Annotated in this window: 19 protein-coding genes; 9 read left to right on the forward strand and 10 right to left on the reverse strand. The window is 72.6% G+C overall.

The window, feature by feature from the left end:
* The first annotated feature begins 25 nt into the window (after positions 1-25).
* Together GA0070213_RS07075 and GA0070213_RS07080 are read left to right on the forward strand one after the other, a co-directional pair.
* Positions 26-1,000 (forward strand): carbohydrate kinase family protein, encoded by a 975-nt coding sequence (locus tag GA0070213_RS07075; protein WP_091059281.1) that lies wholly within the window; start codon positions 26-28, stop codon positions 998-1,000.
* On the forward strand, positions 997-1,530 hold the full coding sequence (locus GA0070213_RS07080) for a P-loop nucleotide/nucleoside kinase family protein (RefSeq protein WP_091059286.1): 534 nt from the start codon (positions 997-999) through the stop codon (positions 1,528-1,530). Before GA0070213_RS07075 ends, GA0070213_RS07080 begins: the two co-directional genes overlap by 4 nt.
* An 84-nt stretch (positions 1,531-1,614) precedes the next feature.
* On the opposite strand, the gene GA0070213_RS07085 is transcribed toward GA0070213_RS07080, so the two are convergent.
* Entirely contained in the window at positions 1,615-1,839 is a 225-nt protein-coding gene (locus GA0070213_RS07085; RefSeq protein WP_091059290.1) for a sulfurtransferase TusA family protein, read from the reverse strand.
* A complete protein-coding gene (locus GA0070213_RS07090) occupies positions 1,836-2,987 on the reverse strand; it encodes a cysteine desulfurase family protein (RefSeq protein ID WP_091059293.1) in 1,152 nt (383 codons plus the stop codon). The genes GA0070213_RS07085 and GA0070213_RS07090 overlap by 4 nt, the downstream gene beginning before the upstream one ends.
* Positions 2,988-3,157: 170 nt before the next feature.
* Here GA0070213_RS07090 and ctaC point away from each other — a divergent pair, with 170 nt between their 5' ends.
* On the forward strand, positions 3,158-4,129 hold the full coding sequence (ctaC, locus tag GA0070213_RS07095) for an aa3-type cytochrome oxidase subunit II (RefSeq protein WP_091059295.1): 972 nt from the start codon (positions 3,158-3,160) through the stop codon (positions 4,127-4,129).
* A gap of 10 nt (positions 4,130-4,139) precedes the next feature.
* On the forward strand, positions 4,140-4,568 hold the full coding sequence (locus GA0070213_RS07100) for a cytochrome c oxidase subunit 4 (protein WP_091059299.1): 429 nt from the start codon (positions 4,140-4,142) through the stop codon (positions 4,566-4,568).
* 380 nt (positions 4,569-4,948) lie between these two features.
* Here GA0070213_RS07100 and GA0070213_RS07105 read toward each other — a convergent pair whose 3' ends face one another.
* From GA0070213_RS07105 to GA0070213_RS07120, 4 genes are all read right to left on the reverse strand, one after another.
* Positions 4,949-5,155 carry a hypothetical protein gene (locus GA0070213_RS07105; protein WP_091059303.1) on the reverse strand — a complete coding sequence of 69 codons (207 nt, stop codon included), beginning with the start codon at positions 5,153-5,155 and terminating at the stop codon, positions 4,949-4,951.
* Positions 5,156-5,278: 123 nt separating this feature from the next.
* Positions 5,279-6,325 carry an anthranilate phosphoribosyltransferase gene (gene trpD / locus GA0070213_RS07110; RefSeq protein WP_091059307.1) on the reverse strand — a complete coding sequence of 349 codons (1,047 nt, stop codon included), beginning with the start codon at positions 6,323-6,325 and terminating at the stop codon, positions 5,279-5,281.
* A gap of 77 nt (positions 6,326-6,402) precedes the next feature.
* A complete protein-coding gene (locus GA0070213_RS07115; RefSeq protein ID WP_091059310.1) occupies positions 6,403-6,801 on the reverse strand; it encodes a hypothetical protein in 399 nt (132 codons plus the stop codon).
* Positions 6,802-6,854: 53 nt separating this feature from the next.
* Entirely contained in the window at positions 6,855-7,835 is a 981-nt protein-coding gene (locus GA0070213_RS07120) for a cytochrome c oxidase assembly protein (protein WP_091059313.1), read from the reverse strand.
* 108 nt (positions 7,836-7,943) lie between these two features.
* On the opposite strand from GA0070213_RS07120, the gene ctaE reads away from it, so the two are divergent.
* From ctaE to GA0070213_RS07145, 5 genes are all read left to right on the forward strand, one after another.
* The gene (ctaE, locus tag GA0070213_RS07125; protein ID WP_091059316.1) at positions 7,944-8,543 is read left to right on the forward strand and encodes an aa3-type cytochrome oxidase subunit III; all 600 of its coding nucleotides are present in this window, start codon (positions 7,944-7,946) and stop codon (positions 8,541-8,543) included.
* 72 nt (positions 8,544-8,615) lie between these two features.
* Positions 8,616-9,449 (forward strand): cytochrome bc1 complex diheme cytochrome c subunit, encoded by an 834-nt coding sequence (qcrC, locus tag GA0070213_RS07130; protein WP_091059319.1) that lies wholly within the window; start codon positions 8,616-8,618, stop codon positions 9,447-9,449.
* Positions 9,450-9,516: 67 nt separating this feature from the next.
* A complete protein-coding gene (qcrA, locus tag GA0070213_RS07135; protein ID WP_091059323.1) occupies positions 9,517-10,605 on the forward strand; it encodes a cytochrome bc1 complex Rieske iron-sulfur subunit in 1,089 nt (362 codons plus the stop codon).
* Positions 10,602-12,233: a cytochrome bc1 complex cytochrome b subunit gene (qcrB, locus tag GA0070213_RS07140; RefSeq protein WP_091059326.1), complete on the forward strand. Its 1,632-nt coding sequence runs from the start codon at positions 10,602-10,604 to the stop codon at positions 12,231-12,233. Before qcrA ends, qcrB begins: the two co-directional genes overlap by 4 nt.
* Positions 12,234-12,466: 233 nt before the next feature.
* Complete coding sequence (locus GA0070213_RS07145) at positions 12,467-13,141, forward strand: DUF4142 domain-containing protein (protein ID WP_091059330.1); 675 nt, start codon at positions 12,467-12,469, stop codon at positions 13,139-13,141.
* A 64-nt stretch (positions 13,142-13,205) separates the two neighbouring features.
* Here GA0070213_RS07145 and GA0070213_RS07150 read toward each other — a convergent pair whose 3' ends face one another.
* From GA0070213_RS07150 to GA0070213_RS07165, 4 genes are all read right to left on the reverse strand, one after another.
* Positions 13,206-13,493, reverse strand: coding sequence for an Lrp/AsnC family transcriptional regulator (locus GA0070213_RS07150; protein ID WP_013287689.1), 288 nt, complete (start codon positions 13,491-13,493; stop codon positions 13,206-13,208).
* Between the two features lie 52 nt (positions 13,494-13,545).
* The gene (locus tag GA0070213_RS07155) at positions 13,546-14,370 is read right to left on the reverse strand and encodes a sugar phosphate nucleotidyltransferase (RefSeq protein ID WP_091060120.1); all 825 of its coding nucleotides are present in this window, start codon (positions 14,368-14,370) and stop codon (positions 13,546-13,548) included.
* 200 nt (positions 14,371-14,570) lie between these two features.
* Entirely contained in the window at positions 14,571-15,110 is a 540-nt protein-coding gene (locus GA0070213_RS07160; protein ID WP_091059332.1) for an NUDIX hydrolase, read from the reverse strand.
* Positions 15,111-15,158: 48 nt separating this feature from the next.
* Positions 15,159-16,934: a RelA/SpoT family protein gene (locus GA0070213_RS07165; protein WP_091060123.1), complete on the reverse strand. Its 1,776-nt coding sequence runs from the start codon at positions 16,932-16,934 to the stop codon at positions 15,159-15,161.
* Positions 16,935-16,976: the final 42 nt, after the last annotated feature.

A 16,976-nucleotide genomic window follows, 5' to 3' on the forward strand; every position in this document is an offset into this window, starting at 1 on the left:
CGTGCTCCCGACCACGAGGGTTGACATGAAGATCGCCGTGACCGGCTCGATCGCGACCGACCACCTGATGAGCTTCCCCGGTCGCTTCGCCGACCAGCTCATCGCCGACCAGCTCGACAAGGTCTCGCTGTCCTTCCTCGTCGACGAGCTGGTGCTCCGGCGCGGCGGCACGGCCGCCAACATCGCCTTCGGCATGGCCCAGCTCGGGCTGCGGCCGGTGCTGCTCGGCGCGGTGGGCGCCGACTTCGCCGACTACCGCTCCTGGCTGGAGCGCCACGGCGTCGACTGCGACTCGGTGCACGTCAGCGACGTCGCGCACACGGCGCGCTTCGTCTGCACCACCGACACCGACATGTGCCAGATCGCCTCGTTCTACGCCGGGGCGATGAGCGAGGCCCGCAACATCGAGCTGGCCCCGGTGGCGCAGCGCCTCGGCGGGCTCGACCTGGTGCTGGTCAGCGCCAACGACCCGGCCGCGATGATCCGGCACTCCGCCGAGTGCCGGGAGCGGGGCTACTCCTTCGTCGCCGACCCGTCGCAGCAGCTCGCCCGGATGGACGGCGCGGACGTGCTCGGCCTGGTCGACGGCGCCGACTACCTGATGACCAACGAGTACGAGAAGTCGCTGCTGCAGAGCAAGGCCGGCCTCACCGACGAGCAGCTGCTGGACCGGGTCACGGTGCGGGTAACCACGCTGGGCAAGCAGGGCGTGGAGATCGCCGGCCGGGAGATCGGCACCATCCGGGTGCCGATCGCGCGGGAGATCCAGGCGGTCGACCCGACCGGCGTGGGCGACGGCTTCCGGGCCGGCTTCTTCGCCGCGCTCGACTGGGGTGTCGGCGTGGAACGCGCGGCCCAGGTCGGCTGCCTGCTGGCCACGCTGGTGCTGGAGAACTTCGGCGGCCAGGAGTACGAGGTCCGCCGGGACCTGTTCGTGAAGCGGCTCGCCGAGTCGTACGGGGACGCGGCCGCCGAGGACGTCCGGCCGCACCTGCTGTGAGCGGCGCGGCCGGCGGGGTGGACCGCTCCGACTCCGGCGGTCAGGTGCTGGTCGCCTTCGCCGGGCTGCCCGGGGTCGGCAAGAGCACGCTGGCCGTCCGGGTCGGCGCCGCGCTGCGCGCCCCGGTCCTCCCGGTCGACCCGGTCGAGCGGGCCCTGGGCCGCTACGGCCTGACCGGCGACGTGCCGGGGATGGCCGCCTACGGCGCGGTCGCCGGGCTCGCCGAGGTGCAGCTCGGCCTGGGCCTGAGCGTGGTGGTCGACGCGGTGAACCCGGTCGCCAGCGCCCGTGGCCTCTGGCACGAGCTGGCCGAGCGGGCCGGCGTGCCGTTGCGGGTGATCGAGGTGCACTGCGGCGACGAGGCGGAACACCGGCGCCGGGTCGAGGCCCGACCGCCCGCCGAGCACGTGACCTGGGAGCAGACGTTGGTGCGCCGCGCCGAGTACGAGCCGCTGATCGGCCCGCGCCTGGTGGTGGACACCGCCGTGGCGACCGACCCGCTCCCCGGCATCCTCGCCTACCTGAGCTGAGCGCCACCGCCGGTGGGCGCCGGTGAGCGCCGGTGTTAAGAGGGGCCCCCTCCTCTACCGGAAGCGTTAAGAGGGGCCCCCTCCTTACACCCGGACGTCGTAGGCGGGGCCGGCGTCGGGGTGGGCCGCGAGGAACTCGTGGCCGCGCATCCGGCACCAGGCCGGGATGTCCACCGCCGCCGCCGGGTCGTCGGCGAGCACCCGCACCACCGCGCCGGCCGGCAGCCCGGGCACCCGGCGCGCGAGATTGATCACCGGCAGCGGGCAGCGCTGCCCCCGGCAGTCGAGCGTCTCGTCCGGCTCGCTCACAGGTCGGTCACCCCCGCCTCGGCGCGCAGCGCCGCGACGATCCCGGGCAGTTCGGCCAGGAACCGCTCCACGTCCGCCTCGGTGGTCTCCCGGTGCAGCGACACCCGCACGTTGCCGTGCGACAGCACCCCCATCGCCTCCAGCACGTGCGACGGGCGCAGCGTCGACGAGGTGCACGAGGAGCCGGAGGAGACCGCGAAGCCGCGCCGGTCCAGCGCGTGCAGCAGCGCCTCGCCGTCGACGTACAGGCAGGAGAACGTCACCAGGTGGGGGAGCCGGTCCACCGGGTCGCCGACCACCTCCACGTCCGGCACCTCGGCCGCCACCCGGGCCCGGATCCGGTCCACCAGCGGCGCCAGCCGGGCCGCCTCGGCCGCCGCGTCGGCCGCCGCCGCGCGCAGGCTCGCCGCCGCGGCCACCACCGCCGGCAGGTTCACCACCCCCGGGGTACGCCCGGACTCCCGCTCGTCGGCCGGGTAGGGCGACTCCCACCGGGTGCCCTTGCGCACCACCAGCAGGCCGACGCCGGGCGGTCCGCCCCACTTGTGCGCGCTGGCGGTCAGCACCGACCAGCCCGCCGGCAGCGGCGCCCGGCCGACCAGCTGCGCCGCGTCCACGTACAGCGGCACGCCCGCCTCGGCGCTCAACTCCGCCGCGGCCGGCACCGGCTGCACCGTGCCCACCTCGTGACTGGCCCCGATCAGCGCGGCCAGCGCCACGCCGGGGGCGGCCACCGCCGCCGCCCAGGCGTCCAGGTCCAGCCGGCCGAGCCGGTCCACGGGTACGGACACCGCGTCGCCCCCGGCGGCGGTGTGCCGCTGCGCGGCGTGCAGCACCGCCGAGTGCTCGATCGCGGAGTGCACGAGCGTCGTGCCGGCCCGCCGCCGCCCGACCAGGCCACCCAGCACGGCGGCGTGCGCTGCGGCCGTACCGCTGGGGGTGAAGGACAGCTCGTCGGCGCGGACGCCCAGCGTCTGCGCGGCGGCCTCCCGGGCGGCGTCGAGGAGTTGGCGGGCCCGGCGGGCCGGCGCGTAGAGCCGGGCCGGGTCGGCCCAGCCGTCGTCCAGGGCGGCCAGCATCGCCTGCCGCGCGACCGGATGCGGTGGCGCGGCGCTGGCCGCGTCCAGGTAGACCGGGGAGGCGCTCATGACGTTCCACGCTATCGCTCGGGTACGCCCAAGATCCCCCCGATGGGGGCGGACAGTGACCCCAAGACGGTCAGGCCTGCCATGGTCGAGTAATCTGCGACCGTCGGTGACGCCTTTGCCGTCGGTGTCAGGGAAACAATCGCCGCGGCGCGCTAGGGAGGCAGGACCAGGTGGTCGCAAGGAGTTCGGAGGTACGGCCGTCGGCCGTACGGCACAGCGCTTCCCCGGGGGCCGGTGGGCGCCGGCGGCGTGGTGCTGGTCGACTCGCCGGGCTCGGTCTCGGCGGAGCGGCGCTGCTGGTTCTGCTCACCGGTTGTGACGTCGGCAAGACGTTCGGCGGGTTCGGCTGGCCGCAGGGTGGCATCACGCCCGAGTCGCACCGGATGTACGACCTGTGGATCGCCTCCTGCATCGCGGCGCTCGCCGTCGGCGTGTTCGTCTGGGGCCTGATCTTCTGGTGCGTGATCCGCTACCGCAAGCGCGGCAACGAGCTGCCGGTGCAGACCCGCTACAACCTGCCGATGGAGTTCCTCTACACCATCGCGCCGATCCTCGTGGTCTCCGTGCTCTTCTACTACACCGCGGTCGTGCAGACCGACGTGGTGAAGGAGTCGAAGAACCCGGACGTCACCGTCGAGGTCGTCGCGTTCAAGTGGAACTGGCAGTTCAACTACCGCGACGGGCAGGGCCGCGACGCCAACACCGTCGCCTCGGTGCTGGGCACCAGCGAGGTCATCCCGGTGCTGGTGCTGCCGAGCGGCCGCTCGATCCGGTTCGAGGAGCAGAGCCGCGACGTCATCCACTCGTTCTGGGTGCCCGAGCTGCTGTTCAAGCGCGACGTCATGCCGGGCAGCATCCGCAACACGTTCGAGGTCTCCAGCATCGACACCGAGGGCGCGTTCGTCGGCCGCTGCGCCGAGCTGTGCGGCAGCTACCACGCCTTCATGAACTTCGAGCTGCGGGTCGTCTCGCCGGAGAAGTACGAGCAGTTCCTGGCCGCCAAGAAGGGCGGCAGCTCGACCCAGGACGCGCTCAAGGCGATCGGCGTGGACGAGTACGCCACCACCACCAAGCCCTTCGACACGCGGCGTAACACCGCCAACTTCAACCCGTCCGACGCGTCGGCCGGCGCGGGAAGCTGAGGGGTCCGGCATGAAGACCGAGTGGAAGATCTTCCTGACCATCGCCGCGTTCCTGCTCGGCGCGACGATCCTCTACGGCGCCTGGACGTACGGCGACAGTGGCGGCCACGTCGAGTGGATCGGCACCGTGGCACTGCTGCTCTCGTTCCTGCTCTGCACGATGTGCGGCGGCTTCTTCTGGTTCGTCTCCCGCCGGATCGACCTGCGTCCGGAGGACCGGGCGGACGGCGAGATCGCCGACGGCGCCGGTGAGATCGGCTTCTTCAGCCCGGGCAGCTACTGGCCGTTCGGCCTGGCCCTGGCCGCCGCGATCGCCGGCCTGGGGCTCGTGTTCTGGCAGTTCTGGCTCCTGGGCCTGGGCCTGGTGGCGGTGGTCTTCGCCGCCTGCGGGCTGCTCTTCGAGTACTACTCGGGCACCCGCCGCACCGCCGAGCACTGACCCGCACGTCTCACGGCAGGCCCGCGCCCCCTCCGGGGACGCGGGCCTGCCGCTTTCCCCGCCCACCCCACCCCGTCGATCATGGAGTCGACGGCGTCGACCGTCCGAATTGCCGTGGTGGGCCGTCGGCGGGGCGTGGGGCTCGCCTGGTGTGCGGGGTCGGTGGGTGGACCGTGGCCTGCGGGTGGAGGCCGCACGAGCGGCACTGACGCTGCTGCGGTGCCTGGTCCGGCTCGCCCCGGGGTGCCGCCCCCGTTGCCGGGCCGGGTCAGCCTGTCCCGCTCGGCGAACGCCCGGTGGGCCGGAGTGGATGCCGGAGCGGCGTCGACGGAGACCCGGGCCGCGAGCCCGGGGGCTCGCCGTCGGCGGTGCGGGTGGGGTCAGGCGGCGTGGCGGTGGGTGGGGCGCGTGGCGCGCCGGCGGGACCGCGCCGACGTGGGGAAGGTGATCGCGGCGACCAGCACGGCCGCGCCGCAGCCGGTGCAGACCAGCTCGGGGCAGTCGACGCCGTGCCCGTCGCCGCAGAACGGCGCCTCGAACAGCACGACGCCCTCGCAGGTGTCGCAGTAGAGGTCGCGATCCGACACGGGCGTCTCCTCTCGCTCCGGGTGCCGGCGGTGGCGGGGAGCCGTCGGCCCCAACCGAACCATCGCCCTAAAGCGGAAAATTACTCCCCTGTAGTTTGGCACGCGGGTACGACAGGCACCCGGTCAGGCGGCGCGGGCGACCGCCAGCCAGCGGTCCAGCGTGGCCGCCGCCGAGCCCGAGTCGACCGACTCGGCGGCCCGGCCCAGGTTGGCCCGCAACGCCTCGTGCAGGTCGCCGTCGAGCGGGCCCTGGGTGGCCAGCGCGACCGCGGCGTTCACCAGCACGGCGTCGCGCACCGGGCCGGTCTCGCCGGCCAGCAGCCGCCGGACCACGTCGGCGTTGTAGACGGCGTCTCCGCCCCGCAGGTCGGCGAGGGTGGCCCGGGGTACCCCGAGTTCCGCCGCGTCCAGCAGCGCCTCCCTGACGGTGCCCTGCTGGGCCACCCAGACCCGGGTCGGCGCGCCGGTGCTGAACTCGTCCAGCCCGTCCTCGCCGCGCACCACGATCGCCGAGTCGCCGCGGGCGGCGAACACGGCCGCCATCACGGGCGCCATCCGCTTGTCGAAGCAGCCGACCGCACCCGCGCGGGGTCGCGCCGGGTTGGTCAACGGGCCGAGGAAGTTGAACGCCGTGGGCACGCCGATCTCGCGGCGGACCGGGCCGGTGTGCCGCATGCCGGGGTGGAACCGGGCGGCGAAGCAGAAGCCGATGCCGGCCTCCGTGACGCAGCGGGCCACCTGCTCCGGCGCCAGGTCGAGCGGCACGCCGAGCTGCTCCAGCACGTCCGCGGTGCCGCAGGAGGAGGACGCGGCCCGGTTGCCGTGCTTGACCACCCGGACGCCCGCGCCGGCGACCACCAGCGCCGCCATGGTGGAGATGTTGACCGTGTGGGCGAGGTCACCGCCGGTGCCCACCACGTCGAGCGCGGTGGCGCGTACGTCCTCCGGCAGTCGCACCGGCACGGCGCGGGTCAGCATCGCCTCGACCAGGCCGCCCAGCTCGGCCGGCGTCTCGCCCTTGGTGCGCAGCGCCACGGCGAAGCCGGCGATCTGCGCCGGCGTGGCCGAGCCGGCCATGATCTCGCCCATCGCCCAGGCGGTGTCGGCGGTGGAGAGTTCCTCGCCGCGCAGCAGCGCGTTGAGCAGAAGCGGCCAGGTCCGTTCGCCCATGGCGGGCCTCCCGAGCGGCGTGAGTCAGGCGGTTGGGGGCGCGCCACGGCCGCGTCGCCGTGGCGCCGCGGGGTGGATCAGGCCGCGGCGTGCGTGCGGCGCAGCAGTTCGGCGACGGTGCTGCCGGCGGTCACCGGGTCCAGCGGGTGGGTGAGCGTGGCGTCGACCTCGGCGTACGCGGCGAGCCAGCGGTCGGCGGCGCGGGCCAGCACCACGCAGGTCGGCGGTGCGTCGTCCCGGTCGTCCTTGATCTGCCGGGCGATGCCGATGCCGCCACCCGGGCTCGCCTCGCCGTCGAGCAGGAGCAGGTCGATCTCGTAGTCGTCGACCAGCCGGACACAACCGGCGTAGTCGGCGGCCTCGACGAACTCGATCTCGATGCCGGGCGCCGGCCGGGTGCCCACGGCGAGCCGCATCCGGTCCCGGACCTTCGGGTCGTCGCTGTAGAGCAGGACGGTGCAAAGACGATCGCTCATCGTGACGTGGCTCCCACCTCGTAGCTGCCCGCTGATCGTAGCGGGCGTCACATTCACCCGGTCGGACCGGTCCCGGCCCCGGCGCCCGCCTCGGCGGCCCGCTCGCGGGCCTCCTGGCGGTCCAGCTCGCGGTCCAGCCGCCGGGCCTCGCGCTCCGACTGCTTGATCCACTGCACGACGAGCACCGCGAGCATGGTGACGCTGACGAACTCGCCGCCGGCCCAGAGGATGCCGCCGGCGACCACCTGGTCGTTGCGCGGGTCGGACCAGGCCAGGTTCAGCGACGGGTACCAGTCGCCGCCGAGCAGCGTGGTGCTCTGCATGATGGTGAGCCCGAGCACCGTGTGGAACGGCACCGACAGCAGCATCAGCAGCGCGCGGGCCGGGTAGGGCCAGCGGCCGGGCAGCGGGTCCAGGCCGAGCAGCGGCCAGAAGAAGACGCAGCCGGTCATGATGAAGTGCGCGTGCACCAGCTCGTGCGCCCACTCGTGGCGCAGGGTGAACTCGTAGAGGTTGGTGAAGTAGAGCACGAACGGGTTCGCCACGAAGATGGCGAACGCCACCAGCGGGAAGCTGTAGACCCGGGCCAGCCGGCTGTGCACGACCGCGAGCAGCCGCTTGCGGGGCCGCACCGGCAGGGTGCGCAGCGCCAGCGTCACCGGCGCGCCGAGGGCCAGGAAGATCGGCGCGACCATCGACAGCAGCATGTGCTGCACCATGTGCACCGAGAGCAGCGCGGTGTCGTACGCGCCGAGCCCGCTGACCGTGACCAGGGCGATGCCGCCGAGGCCGGGGCCGAGGAACGCCACCGTGCGCAGCACCGGCCACCGGTCGCCGCGCAGCCGCAGCCGGTGCACCCCGTAGAGGTAGAGGCCGGCGGCCAGCAGCAGGCCCAGCGTGAGCCAGCTGTCCAGCCGGGTCTCGGTGAGCACCCGGGCCACGGTGAACGGCGGCGGGGCGGCCTCGCCCCCCGCCGCCAGGGTCGTCGGGGCGACGACCGAGGTGACGGCGCGGATCTGATCGACGTGCAGCACGCTTTTCAGGGTAGGTCAGGCGAAGCGGACGACCACGATCGGGCCACTGCGGGCCCGGGTTTGCCACCCCGCTGATCGTCGGTCCCGGTCAAGGGCAATAATGACCGCGTGACTGCGGCCCCAGCCATTGACAAGAGCCGGATCCACTCTCTGACGCGTCCCAACATGGTCAGCGTCGGGACGATCGTCTGGCTCTCCAGCGAACTCATGTTCTTCGCGGCGCTGTTCGCGATGTACTTCTCGATCCGCGCGGCGGCGCCGGAGCAGTGGGAGAAGCACACCGAGGTCCTGAACATCCCGTACGCGACCACCTTCACGGTGATCCTCGTACTCTCCTCGGTGACCTGCCAGCTCGGTGTCTTCGCGGCCGAGAAGGGCGACGTCCACGCCCTGCGCCGGTGGTTCACGATCACCTTCGTGATGGGTCTGATCTTCGTGCTCGGGCAGGCGAACGAGTACCGGACCCTGGTGCACGAGGGCGTCAAGATCAACGAAGACGGGTACGGGTCGATGTTCTACCTGACCACCGGCTTCCACGGTCTGCACGTGACCGGCGGGCTGATCGCCTTCATCATCTTCATGGTCCGTACCACCATGGGCCGGTTCACCCCGGCCCAGGCGACCTCGGCGATCGTCGTGTCCTACTACTGGCACTTCGTCGACGTCGTGTGGATCGGGCTGTACGCCATGATCTACTGGCTTCAGTGATCTTGGCGCGTCACGAACCGCGCCGCTGCTCCGTCCCCTGAGACAAGGTCCAACCGGTTAAGGACACAGGTCATGACTTCTGACAACGACCGCCGACGCGGTCTGCTCGCGCGGTTGCGCGGGCGGCCCGTAGCGCGCAGCAGGGGCCGCCGCCGGCTGGGTGCCGCGGTCCGGCTGGCCGCCGCGCTGATGCTGGCCGGCGGCGCCTACACCGTCTTCGCCCCGGGCGTGCAGGCGCAGGACAACCCGCCCCTCACCGCCGCCGCCAACGAGGGCAAGGCGCTGTTCGACGTGAGCTGCGTGACCTGTCACGGTCGCAACGCGCAGGGCGTCGAGGGTCGGGGCCCGAGCCTGATCGGCGTCGGGTCGGCGTCGGTCGAGTTCCAGGTCAGCAGCGGTCGCATGCCGATGGCCCGGCAGGAGGCCCAGGCCATGCGCAAGCCTCCGCAGTTCACCGACGAGCAGGTGCGCCAGCTCGGGCAGTACATCCAGGAGCTCGGTGGCGGCCCGCAGGTGCCGTCGGGCAACCTGCGCGACGGCGCCAACATGTCCACCGGCGGCGAGCTGTTCCGGATCAACTGCTCGCAGTGCCACGCCTTCGGCGGCGGCGGCGGTGCGCTCTCCTCCGGCAAGTACGCGCCGAGCCTGAAGCCGGCCAGCGACCGGCAGATCTACGCCGCCATGCTGAGCGGCCCGCAGAACATGCCGGTGTTCGGCGACAACCAGATCACTCCTCAGGAGAAGGCGGACATCATCGCCTACATCCAGGAGACCCTGAAGAGCGACCAGGACCAGGGCGGTTTCAACCTGGGCCGGTACGGCCCGTCGACCGAGGGTCTGGCGATCTTCCTGGTCGGCATCGTCGCGCTGGTCTTCGCGAGCCTGTGGATCGCGGGCAAGTCGTGACCCGGCCGAACGTCTGTATCATTGCCCTGGTGCCGGCCACCGGCGCCACGCGTAGCGAGGTGACGGCATGAGCACCCACACCGAGCACCAGGCCCAGCAGGGTCGGGAGCCGGTCGACGTGAACGACCCCCGGCTCTCCCGGTTCGACGTCGTCCAGGAGGGCGCCCGGCGGGACGACATCGAGATCGTCCACTACGAGGAGCAGGTGGTCCCGGGCAGCAAGGCCGAGCGCCGGCTGACCCGTACGGTCGCCCTGATGTTCCTGCTGACCGGCCTTTTCGCCACCGCCTTCCTGGTGATCTACATCTGGTGGCCGTGGCAGTGGGAGCCCGGTCGCGGTGGCGACAAGCTCTACACCCCGCTGCTCGGCGTGACCCTCGGGCTGGCTCTCCTCGGCATCGGCTTCGGCATCCTCACCTGGGGCAAGAAGCTGCTGCCCAAGGAGGTCTCGATCCAGGACCGGCACGACCAGGTCGACAACCCGGAGGATCGCAAGATCACCGGCGAGACCATGCTCTACCTGGCCGACGAGCTGGGTGTGAAGCGCCGGCCGCTGCTCGGCATCTCGCTGCTCGCCGGCCTGGCGCCGGTCGGCGCGGTCGCCGCCGCGCCGCTGATCGGTGGCCTGATCGAGCAGCCGCACAAGAACAACCAGATGTTCACCACCGGCTTCGCGCCGGCCGAGGGCGGTGAGAAGATCCGGCTGATCCGTGAGGACGGCCGGCCGATCCGCCCGGCCGACGTCAGCGTCGGCGGCCAGCTCACCGTGTTCCCGGGCATCGAGGGCGGGGTCAGCAACAAGCACGCCGACTCGCCGACCCTGCTGATCCACCTGCGTGAGGACGACGCGCAGAAGTCGCGCGCCGCCAACGAGCGCAAGGGCCACGGCGACTACATGTGGGGCAACTACGTCGCGTTCTCCAAGATCTGCACGCACGCCGGTTGCCCGGCCAGCCTCTACGAGCAGCAGACCAACCGCCTGCTCTGCCCCTGCCACCAGTCCCAGTTCCTCATCACCGACAACGCCAAGCCGATCTTCGGCCCGGCGAACCGGCCGCTGCCGCAGCTGCCGATCGAGGTGGACGAGGAGGGCTTCTTCGTGGCGAGGTCCGACTACACCGAGACCATCGGTCCCGACTTCTGGGAGCGGCCATGAAGCGCCGAAAGTTCGATGCGGCCGCGCTGCCGGCCAAGACCGCCGGGGCGGTGGACGACCGGTTCCAGGTCGCCACGCCGCTGCGCAAGCTGCTGAACAAGGTCTTCCCCGACCACTGGTCCTTCCTGCTCGGCGAGATCGCGCTGTTCTCGTTCGTGATCTTGCTGCTGACCGGTGTGTTCCTGACCTTCTTCTACGAGCCGGCCATGACCGAGGTGACCTACGACGGCAGCTACGCGCCGCTGCGGGGCACCCCGATGTCGGCCGCGTACGCCTCCAGCCTGGACATCTCGTTCGACGTCCGCGGCGGCCTGATCATGCGGCAGATGCACCACTGGTCCGCCCTGCTGTTCATGGCCGCGATCGTGGTGCACATGCTCCGGGTCTTCTTCACCGGCGCGTTCCGCAAGCCGCGTGAGACCAACTGGATCATCGGCTCGCTGCTGTTCTGGGTCGGCTTCCTGGCCGGCTTCACCGGCTACTCGCTGCCGGACGACGGCCTGTCCGGCACCGGTCTGCGGATCGCCTCCGGCATCATCCTGTCGATTCCGGTGATCGGTTCCTGGGTCAGCTCGTCGATCTTCGCCGGGGAGTTCCCCGGCACCATCATCATCAGCCGCTTCTTCATCGCCCACGTGCTGCTCATCCCGGGTCTGCTGGTGGCGCTGATCAGCGTGCACCTGGGCCTGGTGTTCAAGCAGAAGCACACCCAGTGGCCCGGCCCCGGCCGGACCAACTCCAACGTGGTCGGCGAGCGGATGTTCCCGCGCTACGCGCTCAAGCAGGGCGGCTTCTTCATGGTCGTCTTCGGCGTGGTCGCGCTGATGGGTGGCCTCTTCCAGATCAACCCGATCTGGTACTTCGGCCCCTACGAGGCGTGGGTGGTGTCGGCGGCCAGCCAGCCCGACTGGTACGTCATGTTCCTGGACGGCTCGACCCGACTCATGCCGGCCTGGGAGATCCACATCCCGATCGGCAACGGATACGTCATCCCGCCGCTGTTCTGGCCGACTGTCGTGCTCCCCGGCATCCTGGTGGGCCTGTCGACGATGTACCCGTTCCTGGAGGCGCGCCGCCTCAAGGACTACAAGCACCACAACCTGCTCCAGCGGCCCCGGGACGTTCCGGCCCGGACCGCGGTGGGCGCCATGGCGGTCGCCTTCTACGTCGTGCTGACGCTCTCCGGCGGCAACGACGTGATCGCCGACAAGTTCCACATCAGTCTGAACGCGATGACCTGGGCCGGCCGGGTCGGCCTGCTGGTGATCCCGCCGTTGGCCTACTACGTCACCTACCGGCTCTGCCTGGGTCTCCAGCAGCACGACCGGGAGGTGCTGGCCCACGGTGTGGAGACCGGCATCATCAAGCGGCTGCCCGACGGCCGGTTCGTCGAGGTCCACCAGCCGCTCACGTCGGCCGACGGACACGACGGCCACGCGCCGGCGCTCGACTACGTCGGCTGGGTGGTGCCGAAGAAGATGAACCGGCTCGGTGCCCTCGGCCCGGCGATCCGGGGCTTCTTCTACCCGATCGAGAAGCCGGCCGAGGCGCCGGTCTCGCCGGGGCACCCGCCGGTCGAGCCCCGACCCGAACGGGAGGAGATCAGCAGCGGCGAGAGCCGTCGCTGACCTCTCCGGTACGACTGACCGTGGCGCCCGCCGGACTCCTCCGGCGGGCGCCACGGGCGTTTCCGGCCCGCCCGTCCGGTAAGGCGGCCCCCGCTTGACGCTTGCGGAGGTGGCGGGGCCCCCGCTCGACACCTCCCGCTCCCGCCGCCGGCGCCCCGGACGGGTGGAATCGCAGGAATAACCCCGGTCAGCCGGGTATCCGTGCGGTCCGACGTCTCATGGGGGAGGAACGCATGTGGGGAATCAAACGCCTGGGCCTGCTGGCCGCGCTGGTGGTCGTGGGGCTGGCGCCCGCCGCCGCGGCGCAGGCCGCGGCGCAGCCGTCGACGCAGGACACCCAGTATCTGCAGGCGGTGCACCAGGTCAACCTGTTCGAGATCACCGCGGGTAACCTGGCCCAGCAGAAGGGCCAGAACCAGCAGGTCAAGGACCTGGGCAAGATGTTCGTGACGGACCACACCCAGCTGGACCAGACGGTGCAGTCGACCGCCCAGCAGCTCAACGTGCAGCTGCCGGCCGACCCGACCGCCGACCAGCAGAAGGTCCTCGACAAGTTGAACGGCCTCAACGGGGCCCAGTTCGACAAGGCGTGGGTGACCGCGCAGCTCGCCGGCCACGTCCAGGCCATCCAGGCCACCCAGACGGAGATCTCGCAGGGCTCCGAGCAGTCGGTGGTCCAGCTCGCCCAGGACGCGTTGCCGGTGCTGCAGGCGCACTATGACGCGCTGGTGGCCCTGGCGCAGACCCTGGGCGTCCCGGTGCCGCAGACCAGCGCCAGCGGCACGCCCAGCCCGGGCGGCACCACGTCGCCGGGGACGGGTGGCACCGAGTCGCCGGCTCCGGGCGGCAACGGGACCGAGGAGCCCGCTCCGGGCACCACGGAGACCCCGGCGCCCGCGCAGAGCTGACGCACCCGTACGGCCGACGGTGGCCGGCCCGCCCCCGACCGGGGTGGGCCGGCCACCCGCCTGCTCAGTCGGCGTTGGCCAGCCCGATCGCGAACGCCTCCTCCAGGTCGTGCTGGGAGTAGGCGCGGAACGCGATGTGCGACTCGGTGTTGAGCACGCCCGGCACCTTGGAGATGCTGCCGGCGATGACCTGGGCGATCTGCTCGAACTCGCGGACCCGGACCATGGCGATCAGGTCGACGTGCCCGGCCACCGAGTAGACCTCGCTGACGCCGGGCAGGTTGGCCAGGGTCTCGGCCACCTCGGGGATGGAGTCGGTGGCGCAGTCGATCAGCACGATCGCGGTGATCACGGGACGTTTCTCCGTTCGTCGGCGACGAGGCCCATGCTATTGCCCGGCGCGGTCACCGCGCCGCCGGGACGGTCAGGTCGGCGCCGGCGCGGATCACGCCGGCGAGGCGCTCCCCGGCGGCGACGCTCGCCCCCGGCCAGACCACCGACCTGTCGACCGTGCCGTGCACCCGGGCGCCCGCGCCGACCACCGAGCGGGTGACCGACCCGGCCACCTCGGCGGACGGGTCGACCAGCCCGTCCGGGCCGGCGGCGTGCAGGTTCGCGGCCAGGTAGTCGGCCGGCGTGCCGGTGTCGAAGAAGGTGCCCCGGTAGGGGACCACGGTGAGCGCGCCGGCCGCCTCCGCCGGCCGCCACACCGCCCGGACCAGGTCGCCGAAGGTGGCCGGCAGGTCGCGGACCAGCCGCCAGGGCAGCAGCGAGAACCCGACGAAGTGGTGGCCGGCGAAGGTGCCGGGGGCGGCCAGGTCGTCCGCCGGCTGGCCGAGCAGGCGTACGCTCCGCCCGTCCCAGCCGTCGAGGAGCGCGGCCACGTCCGCGCCCGGCGGCGCCGCCGGGTCGGCGAGGTACGCGTCGGCGTTGCCCACCAGCACGCCCCGCCCGCCGATCCAGTCCCGCAGCCGTCCCACGCCGCCCGCGGTGCCCAGCGGATCGCCCGGCTCGACCGACAGGTGCGCCCGACCGCCCACGTGGGCCACCACCTGCTCGCCCAGGTAACAGGCGTTCACCGCGACCCGGCCCGGGCCGGTCAGCCCGAGCCCGGCCAGCCGGGCCAGCGCCCGGTCCAGCAGCGGCACGTTGCCGACCGGGCAGAGCGCCTTCGGCACCCGCTCGGTCAACGGCCGCAGCCGGGTGCCCTCGCCCGCCGCCAGCACCACCGCGCACACCTCGACGCCCGTCGGCGACCCGCCGCCCGTCGCGTGGCCGTCCCCGGGCCGGTCAACCGTCGCGTGGCCGTCCCCGGGCCGGTCACCCGCCACCGGGCCGTCCGCCACCGGGTCGCCGACGGGGGAGCGGTTCACCGCGCTGCCGCCGGCCGTCGGGCCGCCCGCGGGCGGGGTGCGCGAACCGAGGGTGGTCACGAGGCCGGCGGCGCCGCCGGCGGGACCTCGCCGGCGCGGGGGCCGATGCCGTAATGGGCCAGCAGGTTGGCGGTGGCGCGACTGAGTCGGGGCAGGTCGTCGAGCGGGTGCCAGGCGGCCTCGAACACCTCGGCCCCGTCCACCTTCAGCTCGGTGCGCGACGCCGGCACGTCCGCCTCGAAGACCACGTCCACCCAGCCCTTGGCGTGCACGACCGCGTTCGGCACGGCCGGGCGGAGCCGGTCGGGGGAGAGCCGGACGCCGGACTCCTCGTACAGCTCCCGGGCCGCGCCGACCACCGGCGCCTCGCCGCGTTGCAGCAGGCCGGCCGGGAGGCTCCAGCTGTGGCCGGGGGGCTGGCGCAGCAGCAGGATCCGGCCCGCGCCGCCGGCCTCCGCGTCCCGCACCAGCGTCACCGCGCCCACGATGTACTTCGGCACGGCGAGCCGGACCAGTCGCCGTCGCATCGGGACCGGGAGCCGGTAGAACAGCCGGTAGCCGAGGGCCCGTCCGGTGGCACGCGCGCGGGGGATCATGCGTCCAGGCTAGTGGCCGCCCGGGGGCCGCGGGCGGACGCCCTTCGCCTACTGCCGGTGGTCGACCAGGTCGATCAACTGCTGCACCACCGTGTCGGGCTCGACCGAGCGGTCGAAGACCGCCACCAGCAGTGTCTCCAGGTCGGGATAGCCCAGCTCCTCGGAGAGCCGCAGCAGCGGCAGGTCGCTGGCCAGCCCCCGGTCGTGCTTGCGCAGCGCCAGGCCGATCGAGGCCCGGCCCAGCCGCACCTTGTCGGCGATCGAGATGCCCGGCTCGGTGTGCTCGGCGAACCACCGGTTGATCTGCATCTGGGCGTGCGGGGACTTGACGAACCCCAGCCACTCCCGGCGCGGCCCGCGCGGGGCCACGTCGACCTCGAAGCCGCTCTCCGCGTCGCTCTCGGTGAAGATCTCCACCACGTCGCCCTCCTCCAGCTCGGAGGAGAGCGGGGCCAACCGGCCGTTGATCCGGGTGGCGAGACAGTGGTCGCCGCGTTCGGTGCCCAGCTCGTAGGCGAGGTCGACCGGGGTGGCTCCGGCCGGCAGCACCACCTGCCGGCCGTCGGCGACCACCTGGATCTGCGCCTCCGCCAGGTCGCAGCGCAGCGACGCCATGAACTGGGTCGGGTCGACCGTCTCCTGCTCCCAGTCGAGCACCCGGCGCAGCCAGGCCAGCTCCTCCGCGCGGCCGGCGGCCCGGGGGAAGCGGTAGTGGGCGGCCACGCCGTATTCCGCGTCGCGGTGCATCTCGGTGGTGCGGATCAGCACCTCCACGGTGCGGTCCTGCGGGCCGCAGACGCTGGTGTGCAGCGACCGGTAGAGGTTGTTCTTCGGTGAGGCGATGAAGTCCTTGAAACGGCCCGGCACCGGCCGCCAGAGCCCGTGCACCGCGCCCAGCGCGGCATAGCAGTCGGTCGGCGGGCCGTCCACCACGATGGCGATGCGGGGCAGGTCGAACGGGGCGGCGTGGTCGCCGGCGACGGTGTCCTTCCAGATCGAGTAGAGGTGCCGCGGCCGGGGGGAGACCTCGGCGTCCACCCGGCTGCGGCGCAGCGCCGCCCGGGTGCGGGCCACCACGTCGGCCAGGTAGGCGTCCCAGCCCGGCCGGTCGTGCACGAACCGGGCGATGCGCGCGTGCTCCTCGGGTTGCAGGTGCAGCAGCACCACATCGTCCAGCTCGCGTTTGAGGGTCTGGATGCCCAGCCGGTCGCAGAGCGGGACCAGCACCTCCAGCGTCTTGCGGGCGATCCGTTCCCGCGAGGCGGCCGAGCGGACCCCGAGCGTGCGCATGTTGTGCAGCCGGTCGGCCAGCTTGATGACCAGCACCCGGACGTCCTTGCCGGCCGCCACGATCATCTTTCGGACGGTCTCCGCCTCGGCGGCCTTGCCGTAGAACGCCTTGTCGAACTTGGTCACGCCGTCGACCAGGTGGGCCACCTCGCGGCCGAAATCCTCCTGGAGGGCCTGGAGCGTGTAGCGGGTGTCCTCCACGGTGTCGTGCAGCAGCGCGGCGACCAGCGTGATGGTGTCCATGCCGAGGTCGGCGCAGATCTGTGCGACCGCGAACGGGTGGGTGATGTAGGGCTCACCGCTCTTGCGGAACTGGCCGCGGTGCATGTTCTCCGCGATCGTGTAGGCCCGGCGCAGCACCGACGCGTCGGCGCTGGGATGGATGCCCCGGTGCGCGCGGACCAGGGCGGTGACCGGGTCGCCGTCGGCGGCGGGCCAGGTGAGCAGGGAGCGCAGTCGGCGGGTGAGCGGCAACTCGCCCTGGGTCGGAAGGGAGCCGCCCAGGGCGGCGCCGTGTCCGGCGTCGACGTCCACCTGGGACACCTCCTCACCCCGGCTCTCGGCCGCCGGGGACCG

It is taken from the genome of Micromonospora humi, from assembly GCF_900090105.1.
In the GTDB taxonomy this organism is placed as follows: domain Bacteria; phylum Actinomycetota; class Actinomycetes; order Mycobacteriales; family Micromonosporaceae; genus Micromonospora; species Micromonospora humi.